Genomic DNA, 16,635 nt, shown 5'->3' with positions numbered 1-16,635 from the left:
CGCTCGGTACGGCATGCGGCGGCTCTTGTCCCGATCTCCGGCACGAGCGGGCCCGCAACGAGTGATGCAGGACGAATGCCGGGGCCGATATGATCGATATGCGACCTTTTCACGATGCTAATCCTTCTTGACGAAGGCGATCCATCCGTGCGGGAGGTGGTCGGTGAACGGCATAGCGTTCGGTCGCTACCAGTTGCACGAGCTAATCGGTGAGGGCGGCATGGGCCAGGTATGGCGGGCCTACGACACCGACACCGACCGCATCGTGGCGATCAAACTGCTGCCTGGACACTACGCCGTCATCCCGGGTTTCCGGGAGCGATTCCGGCGCGAAGCCCACGACACCGCTCAACTGCGCGAACCACATGTGGTCCCGATTCACGGCTACGGCGAAATCGATGGTCACCTCTACCTCGACATGCGCCTGATCGACGGTGCCGACGCGCGAACATTGCTCAACCGCGAGGGTGCGATGACGCCGGAGACAGCGGTTGCTGTGATCACGCAGGCCGCCGCGGCGCTGGATGCGGCACACGCCCAGAGTTTGGTGCACCGAGACGTCAAGCCGTCGAACCTGCTGGTCACCGATAGCGGCTTCGTGTACCTGATCGACTTCGGCATCGCACGTTCCGCCAGCGACACCCCACTGACCAGCACCAGCACGATGATCGGAACCTTGGCCTACATGGCTCCGGAGCGATTCACCAACGGCATCGCCGACGCTCGCTCCGACGTCTACGCCCTCACCTGCGTGTTGTGCGAATGTCTGACCGGAATCCCGCCTTACCCGAGCAACAGCGCCGAACAGCAGATCGCGGCGCACCTGACAGCCGCCCCTCCGGCGCCGAGCCTGCGACGGCTCGATCTGCCGGTCGGATTCGACGAGGTCATCGCCCGGGGTATGGCGAAGAACCCGGACGATCGCTACTCGACCGCCGGAGAGCTGGCAGCCGCCGCCGGCCGGGCCCTCGCCACCGTCCCAGCAGTTGCCGCCGGAACCCCTCCATCGATACCGACGCCCGGCTTCGACGGTCACAGCGATCGACCCGGCGCACCGCCTGTCCCCGCCACAGAACCGAACGCGGACCACAAGTCGACGATCAGCCCGGGACCTTCCACCCGCCTTCCTGGCCTCCAGCCCAGCCCGTCCGAACCGGGGAGGATCCGACGGGACGGCATCGCACCGCCAGGACATAAACGGCCTGTCATCGGGATAGCGGTGGCCGCCCTGCTGATCGCTGCGGCGACGGCGGCGGGGATTTGGTGGCTGACCCACAACTCGAAGCCCGAACTCGCCTTCGACGGCAGATACGAGATCACCTACACGCCCCGAACCATCAACGGGAAGCCGGACACCGGGCCTCCGGCGACCCGGGTGTGGTCGGTCCGATCGGACTGCCCCTCGCCCAGTGAACGTTGCGTAGCCTCGATAACCAGCCAGAACCCCTCGGAGCCGGAGAAATCCCCGACTCAGTTCGTCGCGGACTATCGCGACGGCACGTGGGTGATCACACGAGAGACTCCACCCCAGCCCGATACCGATTGCGAAAGCCCGATCACCCACGCGCCCAACATCGTCTCGGCATGGCAGCGACTCCAATTCCGAACCGACGACCCGTCGCAGGCCGGAACCTACCTCGGCTTCGCAGGCGGCCCCTGTGCATACATCCAAGAGGCGGGGATGACACTGTCCCGCGTCGGCGAGATCGACCCCGAGGTCACCGTCGTACCGCCCGAAACCATTCCCGCCCGCGTCGACACCCGGCCTCCCGCGCCGATCAGCGGCACTTACGACGTAACCATCACCTACACCGCGACACCGGATGTGCTCGATCCCCCGCCCCCGAACAGGATCCGGCAACGATACGACACCATTTGCCTGCGCAGCGGCGACCGCTGCGCCGCGACGACACAAGCAGATCCTCGCACCGATCCACGCACCGATTCTCGCGCCGTCTTCGCTCCGATGTTCGTACTCCAAGGCGGGGTCTGGCGGGCCGGCTACAGCAGTCCGTTTCCCTGTTTCGCGGGATCGAACGAGCCGTACACGAACGCGACATTTCAGTGGGAGTTGTTCCCCTCCGATACGGGACCCGACCCCACCGAATTCCTGACCGGCACATGGGTCCGCGACAAAGCGGACCCCTGTCCCGCGACCAGCCGCGCCGGCGTCGAGATGCGGCGGGTCGGCTCGGTCGGCGGACGGCCCGCTGTCGCCGGCATCGATACCGAACAGCAACCCCGTCCACTCCGCCCCTGAAAGACCGGTTCGACGCTCATCGGCACGAGCGGGACGGCGACTACCGCGACGTAGTCGCAGTCCCACCCGCTGATCGGAATTCCGGCCGGAGTCATTGCCGGCCGGGAGCAGATCGAGGCGTCGCCACACGAGTTCCACCAGCACACGCGAGCATCGGCCCCTTCGCAGACGGAACCGGACCGACCGGTAAGCAAACAACCGTTCGAGGGCCGCCCGGTTCGTTTGCTAGAGATGAGCTGTTCACTTTCTCCTGCCGGATGGCGCACACTGTGAGAGTCGCATCTCGCCGATATCGGCGTGGCGATCGGTGGAGTTGGATGGGTTGTCCGGTCCGGTCGATTCCTACGGAGGAGTGCCTGTGAGTGCATATCCAGCGATCGCTGAGCACGGCATTGTGGGCGATCTACAGACGGCGGCGCTGGTGTCCTCGACGGGGACGATCAATTGGTGGTGCACGCCGAGGTTCGATTCACCGAGCGTTTTCGCTTCGTTGCTGGATAGCGAACGCGGTGGTTGCTGTCAGTTGGCTGCAAATCTCCCGGCGGACGAGGTGACGATTCGCCAGCTCTACCTTTCGGACACGGCCGTGCTGGTCACCCGCTTCATGGCGGAGGGCGGGGTCGGCGAGGTCATCGATTTCATGGATCCGATCCGAGATCCCGCACCCAGCGATCGGCATCGGCTGGTGCGGATCGCGCGGGTGGTGCGGGGTCGCCTGCCGTTCACGCTCACCTGCCGTCCGAGGTTCGACTACGCGCGCGCCGCCCACACGCTGACTGTGCGCGACGAGCGCTGGGTGCTGTTCCAGGGGCCGGACACCGATCTGCATCTGCAGACGAGCGACCCGGTGCGGTTACACGCCGAGGGCAGTGACGTGTCCGCGCGATTCACTCTGTCCCAGGGTGAGACGGCCGTGATCGTGCTGACGAGCATGGACACCGATGGCGCGGCGCCTGTGCCCCCCGAGCGGGAGGCCGTGCTCGCCGAGTTGGAGGCGTGCCGCGAGTTCTGGCAGACGTGGTTGCGATCGTCCACATATCGGGGTCGCTGGCGGGACATGGTCAATCGTTCGGCGATCACGTTGAAATTGCTCACGTACGCGCCCACCGGGGCGCCCATCGCCGCAGCCACCATGGGACTGCCCGAGCAGGTGGGTGGCGAGCGCAATTGGGATTACCGCTATACCTGGATCCGGGATGGTTCCCTCTCGGTGCGGGCGCTGATCGATTTGGGCTTCACCGAGGAGGCCTACGCCTTCCGGCGCTGGTTGCGCGAGCGCCTGGAAGCCGGTGGCACGGCTTCGGGTGAGCCTTTGCAGATCATGTACCGCATAGACGGCGATCCGCGACTGGAGGAGGAGACCCTCACTCATCTGGAGGGTTACCGCGGTTCGGCGCCGGTGCGGGTCGGTAACGCGGCGGCCGATCAGATCCAGCTCGACATCTACGGTGAGGCGGCCGACGCGCTGGCCCAGGCATCCGATATCGGCGGTATCTCGGGCTGGCGAGCGTTCGCGAAGCTGATCGACTGGCTCGCCGAGAACTGGGACCGATCCGACGAAGGGATCTGGGAGACTCGCGGCGGCCAGCAGGAATTCACCTACAGCCGACTGATGACCTGGGTCGCGTTCGATCGTGGCATACGGCTGGCAACGGAATACTCGCGGCCCGCGGACGTGGCGCGCTGGACACGGGAACGCGACGCCGTGTTCGACCAGATCGTCGACCGCGGCTGGAGCCCGCAGCGACAGGCATTCGTGCAGCACTACGCCACCCAGGTGCTGGATGCCTCGCTGCTGCTCATGCCGCGGATGGGCTTTCTGGCACCCCAGGACCCGGCGTGGCTGAGCACGCTCGACGCGATGGACGGGGAGTTGGTCAGCGACAGCCTGGTCTATCGATACGATCCGGAAGCCTCCCCAGACGGCCTGCGCGGGGTCGAGGGCACTTTCAACCTGTGCAGCTTCCTGTATGTGGAGGCGCTGGCACGCGCCGGCCGGTTGATCCAGGCCCGCTACGCGTTCGACAAGATGCTCACCTACGCCAACCATGTCGGTCTCTTCGCCGAGGAAATCGGACCGTCGGGCGAGCAGTTGGGCAACTTCCCGCAGGCGTTCACGCATCTGGCCTTGGTCGCGGCGGCGATGGCCCTGGACGAACAACTGGACCGCGCCGAAGCTCGACCGGATGGTTCGTAGCCAGGCCGGGCGAATGGCCGAAGTAAGGAGTTCCAGCCCGCCTCGCGGAGTCCTGATACCTCTCGCGCTGGCGCAGTTCATCTGCAGCTTCGCCGGGTCGAACATGAACGTCATGATCACCGACATCAGCGTGGATCTGAACACCACTGTGCACGGCGTGCAGGTCACCATCACGATATTCCTGCTGGTGATGGCCGCGCTGATGATTCCCGGCGGGAAGATCACCGATCGGTACGGCCGCAAACGATGCTTCATCGTCGGCTTGGCCGTCTACGGTGTGGGCGCCGTGCTCAGCGGACTCGCACCGACACTGGGTGTGCTGATCGTGGGCAATTCCATCCTCGAAGGTGTCGGCACCGCGCTACTGATCCCGCCTGTCTATATCCTCACCACGCTGCTGTTCACCGAAACGACCTCCAGGGCAAAGGCCTTCGGCGCCATCATGGCCATGGGTGGCATCGGCGCCGCGGCAGGCCCGCTGATCGGCGGACTCATCACCTCCGGGCTCAGCTGGCGTGCGGCCTTCGGCTTCCAAGCACTCGTCATCGTCCTGATCATCCTGCTCAGCCGCCGGATCGGCGACCCGCTGGCCCCCGATCCCACGCGGCCCTTCGATCTCGGCGGTGCGATTCTTTCGGCGGTCGGACTGATGCTGCTCGTCCTGGGCATCCTCGCCGCCGACGACAATCTCTGGCTGACGCTGGCGCTGCTGGCGCTCGGAGCGGCGGTGCTCGCGGGCTTCTTCCTCGCCATGCGCGCCAAGGAGCGTGCTGGTCGCGAACCGCTGTTGTCGACCGCCCTGTTCCGCAACCGGACGTCCAACCTCGGATTGATCACCCAGTGCATCCAGTGGCTGTTGCTGATGGGCACGTCGTTCGTCGTCTCGGCCTATCTCCAGGTCGTCCGCGGGTACAACGCGATCCAGACCGGCGTCATCTTCACCGCCGCGACGATCGGTCTTCTGGTCACCTCGCTGTCGGCAGAGCGGCTGGCGGGTCGGCGCACTCCCCGCGCCCTCATCACGGTGGGTTTCCTGGTGGCTGTCGTCGGCGTTGCCGTCCTGCTTACGCTGGCAGGCAGCACCGTGAATCCCTGGGCCTTCGCGCCGGGACTGCTGCTGATCGGACTCGGGCTCGGGGTGATGCTGACGCCATCGGTCAATGTCGTGCAGTCCAGCTTCGGCGAAGAGCAGCAGGGTGAGATCTCCGGGCTGTCCCGCTGCGTGTCGAACCTCGGGTCCTCGCTCGGCACCGCCGTCGCCGGCACGATCCTGGTCGCCGAGCTCACCGGTCACGCTTACGCGGCCGCGATGATCACCCTCGCGGCGATCGGACTCGCCGGTTTACTCGCGGCGAGTCTTCTTCCTCGTCGTGTGGCACCTGCGCCACCCATCGCACCGCACGGCTCAGCGTGAAGTCCCGCCGAATACCTCGTTTCACGCCGGCAGATGCCGGTCCGATCCGCGATTTCGGTCGAGGCTTCGGCGGGGCCCAAGTCGTGGGTGCGTCCGATCCGCGCGGTCGGAGATACTCGCCGCAGAGGCCGTGCCGAAATCTCACGAAGCGAGGATTCGCGCTTTCTCCGCTTCGAACTCCGCTTCCGTGAGTACTCCCTGCGCTCTCAGCTGAGCGAGTTCTTTCAACGCGGTGATTCTGTCCATGGTGACGCCGCTGCGCGGCGGTGGGGGCGCGGTAGGTGCTGCCGCATATTGTGCGTAGGGCTCGGGCTGCGCCTGCTCTTGCGCTGCCCAGCGCTCTCCCTGACGCCGGGAGACCCGATTCGATACAGCGGTTGCGGTTCCGGCGACCATGGCGGTGCGGGCTACGCCACGAAGCAATCCGGGCATGACATTCTCCTGGCTGGGTCGATTCGCCTCAGCGAATTCCGGTGTCTTTCTACCGACTTTCCGTCTCGAGAACGTCGAGGGAAGAGAGGAGGCTCTGCACGGGAATGCGCCCGGAAGCCACGAGTTGGGCGCCCTTGCGGCGCAAGGCGGAAGCGAAGGGCGCCGCCCACCTGTTCTCGTAGACCAAGATCGCAGCCGAGCATCCCGGCTCGAGCGCCGCGCCCGCTTCCCTGCGGTCGGCATCGTCGAGCAGGCCCGACCCCGCCTCGGCGAAGAGGCTGATGTCCAGGTCCCCTTCGAGTCCCACGTCGGCGATATCGATTCCGGCGAGGGAACCGTCGGTACCCTTGCGGACGAATGCCAGATCGAGTACTCGAATGATGCCGCGCTCGACGAGGTCGCGCAGCAAGGGCAGAGCCGAACCGTCCGGAGGGCGATCGGCGGGAAATTCGATCACGAGATAATCGACCGGGCCTAACGCGTCGATATCGGTTTCGGTCACAGTGCCTCCTTTTCATTACGAGAAAGAAGCCGGATCACTTTGTCTCGCTACAGATCACTGTCGCGCGGCAACAGATTCAGCCGGCAATGCCGGTAGAACGATAATCCCGGTTGTAGCGGCGTCCATGATGCTAATCTCATGCACAGCGTACGCCCGCTGATCGCGACAGTGCGGTGGACTGCGGTGGCAAATCCCCCCATCGAGGTCCATTCCAATCGAGGTGGGGTGAAACCTGCTTCTCGGATACTAGTTCCGCTTCGAAAGAGAACCATGATGTCGGAGAATATGCGTGTCGCCGGAGGAGGCAACAGGGTCGAGCAAGGTATCGCCGCCGGAACGTCGATCGGCGCCGCGATCATCATGACGACCATCGGTCTCCTGCAGTTCTTCCAGGGAATCGCGGCGGTCGCTCAGGACGAGCTGATCGTCCAGGGCCCGCGCTACACATTCGCGTTCGACTCGACCGCCTGGGGCTGGGTCCACATCGTTGTCGGAGCGGTGATGGCCGCTACCGGCATCGCGTTGATCACCGGCGTCGCGTGGGCGCGTGTGACAGCGATCGTCATCGCGGCTTTGTCGATCCTGTCGAACTTCCTGTGGCTGCCCTACTACCCCTGGTGGTCGACGCTGATCATCGCCTTGGACGTCGTAGTGATCTGGGCGATCTCGACCTGGAATCCGCAAACCACCGCGCCCTCGGCGGCCCGCACCGCCGAGACCGGGGCGGCGCCGCCCTCCCCCGAGACCGGGGCGGCGCCGCCCACCCGAGGGGCCGGCTAAGGGTTGTCACTCGACTTCCTCGCCCGGCGAAGCCGACCACCGGCTGTCCCATTTGCCAGAATCCATTCCAGGAGTAGGCGTGTAGATGGATGCCAACCCACCCGGAGACGTCCCCGGCGAACCGCTGAACACCGACGAGCGCGAGGAACTCGCCCGGCTTCGCACCGAGGTGGCCGCGTTGCGAGCGAAGACTCGCGGTGCGGCGGCGCAGGCGACTCGGCCGCCGCGGCACGCGTGGCGGTGGGCCGCCGTAGCGATCCTGACGGTTCTGGTCGCCGCACTGGCGATCACCACGGTGCTGTCACGGTTCGTCCGGGGCGAGATCCTCGACACGAACCGGTACGTGACCACGGTGGCGCCTCTGGGCTCGGACCCGATCCTGCAGAACGAGATCTCGAACACCATCACCGACGAGATCTTCGCCCGGGTCGATATCGAGGGCCTGACCGCCGACGCCCTGGCCGCCTTGACCGAAGCGGTCCCGGCGGCCCAGAACCGGCCGCGAGTGGACCGCGCGATCGAGGGACTCGCGCCGGTGATCACCCAGCAGGCGCGCGGGTTCGTCAGCGACACCGTCCTGTCATTCGTGCGCAGCGACCAGTTCGAGGATCTGTGGCTGCAAGCCAACCGCGCGGCCCACAGCACGCTGGTGGCGACGGTGACCGGTGAGCTCGGTCCCGAGTCGGTGACGGTCGACGAGAACGGCACCGTGACCCTTTCCCTGCGAACGGTGATCGAGAACGTGAAGGCGCGGCTTCTCGATCGCGGCTTCACCTTCGCCGAAAAAGTCCCCGCGGTGGACAAGCAATTCGTGTTGTTCCGGTCCCCGGAGCTCGTCCGGGCGCAACGCGCCGTCGACAATCTCGACAAGGCTTCGGCAGTGCTGCCGTGGGTGACGATCGCGGCCGCCGTGGCCGCGATCGCCGCGGCACCCGCAGGCCGCCGCCGACGCGCCTTGGTGTACGTCGGGCTCGCGCTGGCGGTAGGCATGCTGATTCTGGCCATCGCGCTGATCGTCGCCCGGGCGCTGTATCTGGATCGGATTCCGGCCGACGTGCTTTCACCCGACGCCGCCACTGCGATCATCGACACGGTGCTGGTGCCGCTGCGGACCGCGCTGCGCGGGGTCGCCGTGCTCGGCCTGGCGATTGCCCTCGGCGCCTACCTGACCGGGAATTCGACGTCGGCCACCGCGCTGCGCCGCGAGTTCGGGCGCGGCATGGACTCGGTGCAGCACTTGCGGCGATCACGCCCGCCGAACCCGATCGAAACGTGGGCTTTCCGCGCCCGCACGGCGCTGCGCTGGGCGATCATCGGCATCGCCGCCCTCCTGCTGGTGTTCTGGCCCTACCCCACCGGGCTCGTGGTGGTGTGGCTCGTCCTCGGTGCGCTGCTGGCGCTGCTCGCGCTGGAACTGCTGATTCGTCCCGCGCTCGCCCGGCCGCACCACGAAGAGCCGGAGGCGGACGACGACGCCGAGGCCCCCGCGGGGGTCACATCCGATCCGGCCGCCAAGTCGTCACCGCCCAGATCACGACGACGTCCAAGGCGATGACCACAGTCGACCACCACGGGTAGTAGGGCAGCCACAGGAAGTTCGCCAGGATCGACAACGCCGCGAGGAATACCGCTATCACCCTCGCCCACATGGCTCCGGCCATCAGTCCGACCGCGGCGATCACGATCAAGATCCCCAGCACGAGATGAATCCAGCCCCAGCTGGTCGTACTGAACTTGTAGGTGTAGTTGGGACCGGAGACGAGAACCTCGTCTTCGGCGATGGCGGAGATCCCCTGGAAGATCGATAGGATGCCGGCCGCCGCCAACAGGACTGCGGCGCCGATCGACGTCCCGGCCGCGACCGCCTGCTTGACGGAATGCTCATCGGTTGCTGACATTGCCGTTCACCTCTTTCACCAGTGACATAGGGATGGGATTCGTCAGTGGTGGTAGGACTGGCCCGATGGGCGAGCCTGCCGAAACTGCGGATCGACTGCGAACGGCCGCTGAGTGCAGCTGCCTGCGCAGAATCGTTGTGCGCGAGGGAGATCACCGGATCGCCACCGAAAAAGAGAAGGGCGCCCTCCCGCCCCTCGGGCGTCTGCCACACCCGGATTCCATCGGAATCCGACGACCACAGCGGTCGCCGCTACCGGCGCTCGCCTCATCGAGTAAGCATACCTCCAGCGATACAATGGCTACCTTCGAATTGCAGCGCCTGGCGTCGCGGCTCGCCGACCGGCGGCGCTGCGTGCCACCGGTGCGATCGGCCTCCCGCGCACCACGCACGGTGGGCTCGGTACGGTTCGGGAAGCCACCTGGCGGCGACGACCATATGAGGGCCGATGGAAGCAGGCAAACAAGCGCTCTTGCACGGCCCGCTGTTCTCGCGCAGCGCGCCGCTGGACCGCCGCAACGCGGCCAGCCGGATCAGCGCCTACGTTTACGGGAACGTTCTGATCCTGGCGGCGCTCATCCCCGTCACCACGTCCGCCGAGCACGTCGGGATCTTGATCGTGCTCGGGACGGCCCTGTCGACATTCCTGGCGCACGCCTTCGCCGAGGGGGTCGGGCAAAGTGTCGAGCAGAACCGCCCGATCTCCTCGAGCGAGCGTTGGAAAGATCTGCGGGACTCCGTACCGATCCTCAGCTCAGCGGTACTACCCTGCGTGATTCTGGCCATCGCCGGTATCGGCTGGATCGAACCACGCACGGGGCAGTTGCTCGCCGAGGTGGTCATGCTGATCCGGATCGGCGGAATCGTGTTCGTCATCGAGCGGCTCAATGGTGCGCGGGCCCGGCGTGCGACCCTGCTCGAGGCCCTGCTGCTGGCGGCTGCGGCCACCACCGTCGTCGTGGTGAAGGTTTTCATGACGCACTGACCGAGCCCGGCGCGGTACGGGCATTCGAACGATCAGAGGTTCAGGCGAGAGGGAAGGAGACTTATGACCGAGCCGATCCCGAGCAGTACGAACCATCGAATCGCCACCCGCGAAGCACGCGCCGAGCGGGGCGCGTCTGCCCGGCGGACGACTCCCCTTGCCGCGCTCGCCGAACACGATGCGGCCCGTCGGCGAGACCCGCTCGGCTTGCTCGACTGGCAGGCTGAATCCCGCATCGCAGAATTGATTCCGGTGCGCCACGGACGCATGTCGCGTTCGGCTTTCGCCTTCTATCGGGGTGCTGCTCTGATCATGGCCGACGATCTGTCTCACACGCCGGCGACCGGTCTCTCGACTCAGCTGTGCGGGGATGCCCACCTGAGCAACTTCGGCATCTTCGCCAGTCCGGAACGCCGGTTGGCCTTCGATATCAACGATTTCGACGAGACGTACCCGGGGCCGTTCGAATGGGACGTCAAGCGACTGGTCACCAGCCTCGGAATCGCCGCCCGCGAGAACGACTTCTCCGGCAAACAGCGACTTCGGGTCATCCAGGCATGTGCGTCCGAATACCGGACGACCATGCGGCACCAGGCCGAGCAAAGCACCATGGCCGTGTGGTACTCGCGTTTCGATCCGACGGCCGAGCTGTCCGAACTGCGCGACGAACTGGATACGTCGACGCGCGAACGAGTGCGGAAAGCGGTCGCGAAATCGCGGAGTCGCGACAGCAATCAGGCGCTTGCCAAACTGACCACCCGTGTCGACGGCAGACCGAGGATCATCAGCGATCCTCCCCTGATCATGCCGATCGAGGAGGTATTCGCGGACGCGGACGCCGACGACCTGTATCGCGAGCTACGTCGACGTCTCAGCGATTACCGCGCGACCCTGCAGGACAATCGCCGCGCACTGCTGGACCAGTTCGAATTCGTCCAAGCCGCGCGCAAAGTGGTCGGCGTCGGCAGCGTCGGTACGCGCGCCTGGATCGTGCTGCTGCTGGGTGTGGACGGTGATCCGTTGATCCTGCAGGCGAAAGAGGCACAGCCATCCGTGCTGGCAAGGTATCTGACAGGGCCGACGTTCGCGAACCAGGGTGAGCGAGTCGTGCAGGGCCAGCGGCTGATGCAGGCGGTGAGCGACATCCTGCTGGGCTGGCAGAAAGGCCCTGACATCGACGGTGAGACGCGAGACTTCTATATCCGGCAACTACGCGACGGGAAGGGCTCGGCGGTGATCGAGACCATGCGGCCCAAGGCAATGCGGTTGTACGGCCGGTTGTGCGGCCGGGTGCTGGCGTACGCGCATGCCCGTGGCGGCGATCGGATAGCGATCGCTTCCTACCTCGGAACCACCGACGAATTCGACCACGCTGTCGCGGAATACGCCGAAACCTACGCCGAGCAGACCGCACGAGACCATGCCGAACTCCTGCAGGCGATCCGGCGAGGGCGTCTCGCGGCAGAGACCGAAAGCTGATCACCCGGAACGAAGTTGACAGCACTATGGATGAGATAACGCTTCGCCCTACGCGTCTCGATCCCTAGGCTCCGCGTCGGTGGACGCGAACCCGTCGCCGCCACAGGGCGGCCGGGTTCCACTCCGGCATCTTCCGTCTACGGGTGATGGGGTAGGCAGTCAGTCCGATCAGCATGGCCGAGTAATGCCCGATACCGGTGAAGGTCGGATGGATCAACAGCGGAACGGCGAACCACCCCAGGATCCCGCCGAGGTACAGCCACCGCCACGGGCGAGCCAGATGATAGGTGAGAATCCCGATGATACCGGCCAGAAAATAACTGACACCGATGTCGCGCGCGTCGATCATTCCGGGATCGGCATAACCGTGGCGAATGGCAAGGGCGAGTATTCCCTCGCTGAGGTAGGTGGCCCCGACGTGCGCGGTGAGACCGACAATCGCCCAGCGAAACGAGCCCAGCCACCGTTCCGCCGGAGCGTGGAAGACGCAGAACAGAAAGAAGTAGGGGAGCCAGAAATAGCCGTCGATCCACAGCAGACTGGCGATGAGGACGTGCACCGGGTCGGATTCGAGGTGACGGAGATTGGTGGACCGCTCCCCCAGTATGTCCTGCAGCTCGCTGCGCGGCACCAGGTGTTGAACGATCGTCGTCACCAACAGCAATGCCAGCCAGGAGAATGTCCACGGAGCACCGCGAACGTAACGCCACATGGCAGTCGTGCTCAGGTGTGGTGTGTGGTCGGCATCAGTTACGTCACTCATCGTCACCCCCTACTTCTGCCATCCGGGGCGCATGCGGGCGGCGGGCCGAGCCGAGATGTGCCGTCATTTCATCAGTGCGAGGTTGCGCCAGAGGTTGGTGAGGCTTTCGGTTCCTCCGAACAAGGTGGTGAAGTTGGTGGAGTCGATCAGGACGATGTCCCCTGCGCGCCGGTCGTTGGGCGGCAACCAGATCAGCGTGTTGAACTCGGTGTGGCCTTCGGCTGTGAAGGGGTGCGGCCGGTCGAGGTCGACGGGTTGCCGTGCCAGCAGCCGCAGGGATTCGCTCGCGGGTCTGGTGAGCTGATAGTGCGGGAGGTGTGGGTGGAAGTTGAACGTGCTGACGTTGTCGAGCAGGTGCAGGTCGTCCAAATCGCGGAACGGTGCCAACGGCGCAATGGATTTCGTCCCTGGCACGACGGCGGGGCGAAGGCCGTACATGTTGTGCACCGGAACGTCGAGAGCCTTCATCAGTGAGCGGGTATAGGCGCTGAAGCGTTGCTGGCGTGGCACGAGCGGGTCGCCATGATGGTCGTATTCGACTTGACGCTGGTGCAGATCGTCGGTGCAGCCGACGTCGTGGTGTGGCGCCAGAAGCAGACAGGTGTCTTCGCGTCGCAGCCATTCGGCGATGGCTTCGATCTCGTCGGGCCCGGCTTCTGCCTGACCGAGTACGTGATCGAGGCCGAAGATCAGGAGGGTGTCGGTGTCGGCGAGGACGCGTTCGTCGACCGGTAGTTCGAACCCTGCTTGATCGATGCGCTGGAAGACCGCGACGGGGTGACCGGTGGCCTCCCTGGCGAGTTGCTGGAAAAGGAGCGTGGAGCGGTGGAACAGCTCCAGCGTTCCCGCGATCCCCTGCAGGAAATGCGCGGCGTCGTACTCGGGCGTCTCGTAGGCCGGCCAAGCGGCTTGGCGTACTTCGGTCATGGTGGAGAAACGGTTGTCCAGCGCGGCGGGGTCGCGCTGGGCTTCCCAGGGGTAGCTCCAGGTCCAGTAGATGCTCAACCGGCGTCTGCCGGGAGTGTAGGGGCGGGGCAGCTGGGATTGGTTGTAGGTGCGTGCCGGGGTGCTGGTGCTCATGGTGCCACCTCGTCGTCGGTGAGAGTGCAGAGGTAGCGCAGGGCACGAATACCGGGCAGGAAGAAGTACGCGCCGCCTCGGAGAGTTGTGAACGCCGGCAACCCCTTGATGGTCCTGCGGATCGGGCGTTTGGGGATCTTGTATTCCAGGGTGCCGTCTTGATTGCCGATGATCGGGTCCCGCTCGTTGCCGAGTTCGTGGAACGATTTGTCGTTGATCCATACGTTCTGGGCGAATTCGAACTGCCGCACCAGACTTGCGCACAGCACGAAAGCCGCGATTCCGCGCTCGGCGCCGTCCTCGGGGACGCCTTCCGGAAGGTGCGGTCCGTACGTGGCGCCGCGGCGGATCAGCCGCCTGCGTTGCATGTTCGCGGCCGTGTCACGGGGATTCAGCCTGCGGATGTGCGAGCCCAAGGGCGCCGCATACCCGTAGGGGTCCATCTCTTTGTAGTTGAAATCGTTGTTTCGCTGCATATCGGCCCCGAGTTCGGGGTCGTCCTGCTCGGGGGCGAGCACCAAGGGTGCGCCGCTGCGCCACCGGCCCATCAGCTTCGCGGCCAGCAACTCCTGCTCCTCGGGGCTGTCGCTGTATTCGGCCAGGAACTCGCGGAATCGCCCGACGTGTTCCTGGAGGCGCCGGTAGGCCATATAGCTGCCGTTGCGCGACAAGACCTCCGGTTGCGGCAGTCCCACCGGCGGGCCGTCCTCGTCCGGATATCCCAGAATGAACTCCCCGGCCTCGAGCGGAGCACCCGTGCCCGGCGTGGGCTGCTCACCGGAGCCTTGGATCACCGGCTGCGACAAACGGTCGCGGTAACCGAAATGATCGTGGGCGTAATCCAGCGGCGGAACGGCCGCCACGTCGAGGGACGACAACACTGTCACTCCTGGGCAGCGGGCGACCAGTTCGTCGTGTGCGCGCACGCAGCGAGCTCGTTCGGCGTCGTCGTGGGCGAATAGGATCGCGATCGCGTGCAGGTTGTCCGCGGCCAATCCGCCGACCCAGCGGTCGGGGTGATTCGGGCCGGTGTCGCCGAGGATGCCCGCGCGTGCCGCCATGCCTTGCCGGAATTCGTCGGGAAATGTCGCCAGCGACTGCTCGGGCACACCGAGTGCGCGCAGTCCGGTCCAGGTGAACGCGAGTGTCACCCATCGGCGGTCGGTGGTCACGGAGCGCTGTGCGTCGGCAGCCGAGGACACCCGGTCCACCATGGCCGACAGCCACGCCCGCCCGCTGGTGGCACCGTCGAACGACAGGAACTCGTAGCGTCCGGTCAGCGCGGGGACGCGGGTCAGCAGAATGTGCTGGATGTCGTCGAGTTCGAGCATCAGCGGACCTCGTGGCGCTACTGCATTTGGTCGAGCATGTCGGAGAACGCCGCCTTCACGCGCAATGCCTTCTTGATCTCGTCCGCCGTCACGTATGGGTACTCGCCGTACTCGAGGAAGCTGGGGCATTGATGCTTGCGGAAGAAGTCGACCACCGCATCGGTATTGGTCCTCCAGTCGTCGGGGAAACCCTCGAGATTTACGAAGACGGTCGTGATGCCGGTCGACAGGAACAAGGCGACAGCATCCTCGACGTACTTGTCGAAGTCGGTGTCGAAGATTCCTTGGTACTGAAAACACAACCCGTCACCGAGGTCGAACAGCACCCAGCGCAGGTAGTGCAATCGCAGCGGCGCCAGCACCGTGGGGTCTTCCTCGACGGCGGCCTCGATCTGCTTACCGTACTCCCGGATCGCGGCCTCGCGACCGGGTTTCACCTTCGCGATGATCGAAAAGCCGTAATTGGCCGGCGTGCGAGGGAAGATCGGCCCGTAACGTCCCTGCTCGAGCTCGAAATACCCTTCCTTCGGGATGGCCATCGCGGCCGGCTTGGACCAATCCCCGTCGCCTGTGGTCATGTCCGCCTCCGTCTCCAGCCGTATGGTTCGAGCCGAGCCGAATCCGAAATGAAATCAATATGGTATCGAATAGAATCACTATGATTGCCGTCTTCAGCGGCGCATCTCGGGTCGGCGCCGGAGCCGGCTCGGATAACCGAAGACCGCTCGCGGCGGCCCATACGCGGCGAGTTTAGCAGCCACAGGGCGGCATGATCGTGTCTTTCGGCATCCGCCGTATCGACCGGCCGACAATTGCATTCGGCCACGCTCGTTACCCGTGTACCATATGCTCAGCATTTCTTCGGGCGCTCGCGCCGCCGCTTCATTAATTTCGAACCGAACCGATAGCCGTCAGCGAAGCGCAATGCGGGCCACCCGCAAAAACGCAGGTTTGTTTTCGCTCCATGCGCCGACCGGCGGTCCGATTCATGCCGCGTCGACTCCGAAGCCCCGCAACGATACGGGAGAACTGCCCGAGGAGGTTCACAAGATGGATTCGTTCTGGGATTACGTGTGGTACACGATCCTCGTGTTCGCCTTCGTGGCGTACTTGATCGTGCTGTTCCAGATTCTGGTGGATCTGTTCCGCGACCACTCCGTCTCCGGCATCGCGAAAGCGGTGTGGGTGATCGCCCTGGTGATCTTCCCGTACCTCACGGCGCTGGTGTACCTGATCGTGCGGGGGCGGGGCATGGCGTTGCGCGCTCAACGAGCGCAGGCCGAGGCCCAGCAAGCCACCGATCAGTACATCCGGCAGGTCGCGGGTAAGTCCCCCGCCGAAAGCATCGCCGACGCGAAGGCCCTGCACGATTCCGGTGTCATCACCGACGCGGAATTCGAGCAACTGAAGGCTCAGGCCTTGGGGCAAGCCCACACCGCGCCCAGCGGCCGGTGACACCAGGCCCCGACCCGGTACCCGCTGTAGGGCGGTACTCCGAGATCGGGGCCTGATGTC

15 protein-coding genes are annotated in these 16,635 nt (G+C 65.3%); 8 read left to right on the top strand and 7 right to left on the bottom strand.

Annotated elements, in window-relative coordinates; genetic code table 11:
* The first annotated feature begins 163 nt into the window (after positions 1-163).
* The 3 genes from NNI01S_RS21380 to NNI01S_RS21370 all read left to right on the top strand — a co-directional run bounded on the left by NNI01S_RS21380 (position 164) and on the right by NNI01S_RS21370 (position 5,871).
* A complete protein-coding gene (locus tag NNI01S_RS21380; RefSeq protein WP_084489150.1) occupies positions 164-2,260 on the top strand; it encodes a serine/threonine-protein kinase in 2,097 nt (698 codons plus the stop codon).
* Positions 2,261-2,567: 307 nt separating this feature from the next.
* Positions 2,568-4,457 (top strand): glycoside hydrolase family 15 protein, encoded by a 1,890-nt coding sequence (locus tag NNI01S_RS21375; protein WP_357990679.1) that lies wholly within the window; start codon positions 2,568-2,570, stop codon positions 4,455-4,457.
* On the top strand, positions 4,447-5,871 hold the full coding sequence (locus NNI01S_RS21370; RefSeq protein WP_245676316.1) for an MFS transporter: 1,425 nt from the start codon (positions 4,447-4,449) through the stop codon (positions 5,869-5,871). The genes NNI01S_RS21375 and NNI01S_RS21370 overlap by 11 nt, the downstream gene beginning before the upstream one ends.
* Positions 5,872-6,012: 141 nt before the next feature.
* Here NNI01S_RS21370 and NNI01S_RS33715 read toward each other — a convergent pair whose 3' ends face one another.
* Positions 6,013-6,303: an SHOCT domain-containing protein gene (locus tag NNI01S_RS33715; protein WP_084489108.1), complete on the bottom strand. Its 291-nt coding sequence runs from the start codon at positions 6,301-6,303 to the stop codon at positions 6,013-6,015.
* Between the two features lie 49 nt (positions 6,304-6,352).
* Positions 6,353-6,805, bottom strand: coding sequence for a DUF6325 family protein (locus tag NNI01S_RS21365; RefSeq protein ID WP_063021902.1), 453 nt, complete (start codon positions 6,803-6,805; stop codon positions 6,353-6,355).
* Between the two features lie 273 nt (positions 6,806-7,078).
* Here NNI01S_RS21365 and NNI01S_RS21360 point away from each other — a divergent pair, with 273 nt between their 5' ends.
* Both NNI01S_RS21360 and NNI01S_RS21355 read left to right on the top strand, forming a co-directional pair.
* Positions 7,079-7,585 (top strand): DUF7144 family membrane protein, encoded by a 507-nt coding sequence (locus tag NNI01S_RS21360; protein ID WP_084489148.1) that lies wholly within the window; start codon positions 7,079-7,081, stop codon positions 7,583-7,585.
* A gap of 85 nt (positions 7,586-7,670) precedes the next feature.
* The gene (locus NNI01S_RS21355; protein WP_063021901.1) at positions 7,671-9,140 is read left to right on the top strand and encodes a hypothetical protein; all 1,470 of its coding nucleotides are present in this window, start codon (positions 7,671-7,673) and stop codon (positions 9,138-9,140) included.
* On the opposite strand, the gene NNI01S_RS21350 is transcribed toward NNI01S_RS21355, so the two are convergent.
* Entirely contained in the window at positions 9,079-9,483 is a 405-nt protein-coding gene (locus tag NNI01S_RS21350; protein ID WP_063021900.1) for a DUF7144 family membrane protein, read from the bottom strand. The genes NNI01S_RS21355 and NNI01S_RS21350 overlap by 62 nt on opposite strands.
* Before the next feature lie 447 nt (positions 9,484-9,930).
* Between NNI01S_RS21350 and NNI01S_RS21345 the strand changes: the two genes are divergently transcribed.
* Both NNI01S_RS21345 and NNI01S_RS21340 read left to right on the top strand, forming a co-directional pair.
* Positions 9,931-10,467, top strand: a complete 537-nt coding sequence (locus NNI01S_RS21345) for a hypothetical protein (protein WP_063021899.1) — start codon at positions 9,931-9,933, stop codon at positions 10,465-10,467.
* A 63-nt stretch (positions 10,468-10,530) separates the two neighbouring features.
* On the top strand, positions 10,531-11,946 hold the full coding sequence (locus NNI01S_RS21340) for a DUF2252 domain-containing protein (RefSeq protein WP_063021898.1): 1,416 nt from the start codon (positions 10,531-10,533) through the stop codon (positions 11,944-11,946).
* Positions 11,947-12,010: 64 nt separating this feature from the next.
* Here the strand turns inward: NNI01S_RS21340 and NNI01S_RS21335 are convergent, their stop codons facing one another.
* The 4 genes from NNI01S_RS21335 to NNI01S_RS21320 all read right to left on the bottom strand — a co-directional run bounded on the left by NNI01S_RS21335 (position 12,011) and on the right by NNI01S_RS21320 (position 15,698).
* Entirely contained in the window at positions 12,011-12,709 is a 699-nt protein-coding gene (locus NNI01S_RS21335) for a rhomboid-like protein (RefSeq protein WP_245676315.1), read from the bottom strand.
* 63 nt (positions 12,710-12,772) lie between these two features.
* Positions 12,773-13,789, bottom strand: a complete 1,017-nt coding sequence (locus NNI01S_RS21330) for a hypothetical protein (protein ID WP_063021896.1) — start codon at positions 13,787-13,789, stop codon at positions 12,773-12,775.
* Positions 13,786-15,120 (bottom strand): Dyp-type peroxidase, encoded by a 1,335-nt coding sequence (locus NNI01S_RS21325; protein ID WP_063021895.1) that lies wholly within the window; start codon positions 15,118-15,120, stop codon positions 13,786-13,788. Before NNI01S_RS21325 ends, NNI01S_RS21330 begins: the two co-directional genes overlap by 4 nt.
* 17 nt (positions 15,121-15,137) lie before the next feature.
* A complete protein-coding gene (locus tag NNI01S_RS21320; protein WP_063021894.1) occupies positions 15,138-15,698 on the bottom strand; it encodes a hypothetical protein in 561 nt (186 codons plus the stop codon).
* Positions 15,699-16,170: 472 nt separating this feature from the next.
* Between NNI01S_RS21320 and NNI01S_RS21315 the strand changes: the two genes are divergently transcribed.
* Complete coding sequence (locus NNI01S_RS21315; protein ID WP_063021999.1) at positions 16,171-16,575, top strand: SHOCT domain-containing protein; 405 nt, start codon at positions 16,171-16,173, stop codon at positions 16,573-16,575.
* Positions 16,576-16,635 lie beyond the last annotated feature (60 nt).

This window comes from Nocardia niwae NBRC 108934 = DSM 45340 (assembly GCF_001613465.1).
Classification (GTDB): Bacteria; Actinomycetota; Actinomycetes; order Mycobacteriales; family Mycobacteriaceae; genus Nocardia; species Nocardia niwae.
The sequence above is the reverse complement of the archived record's forward strand: the minus strand, read 5'-3'. Positions and strand labels throughout refer to the sequence as shown.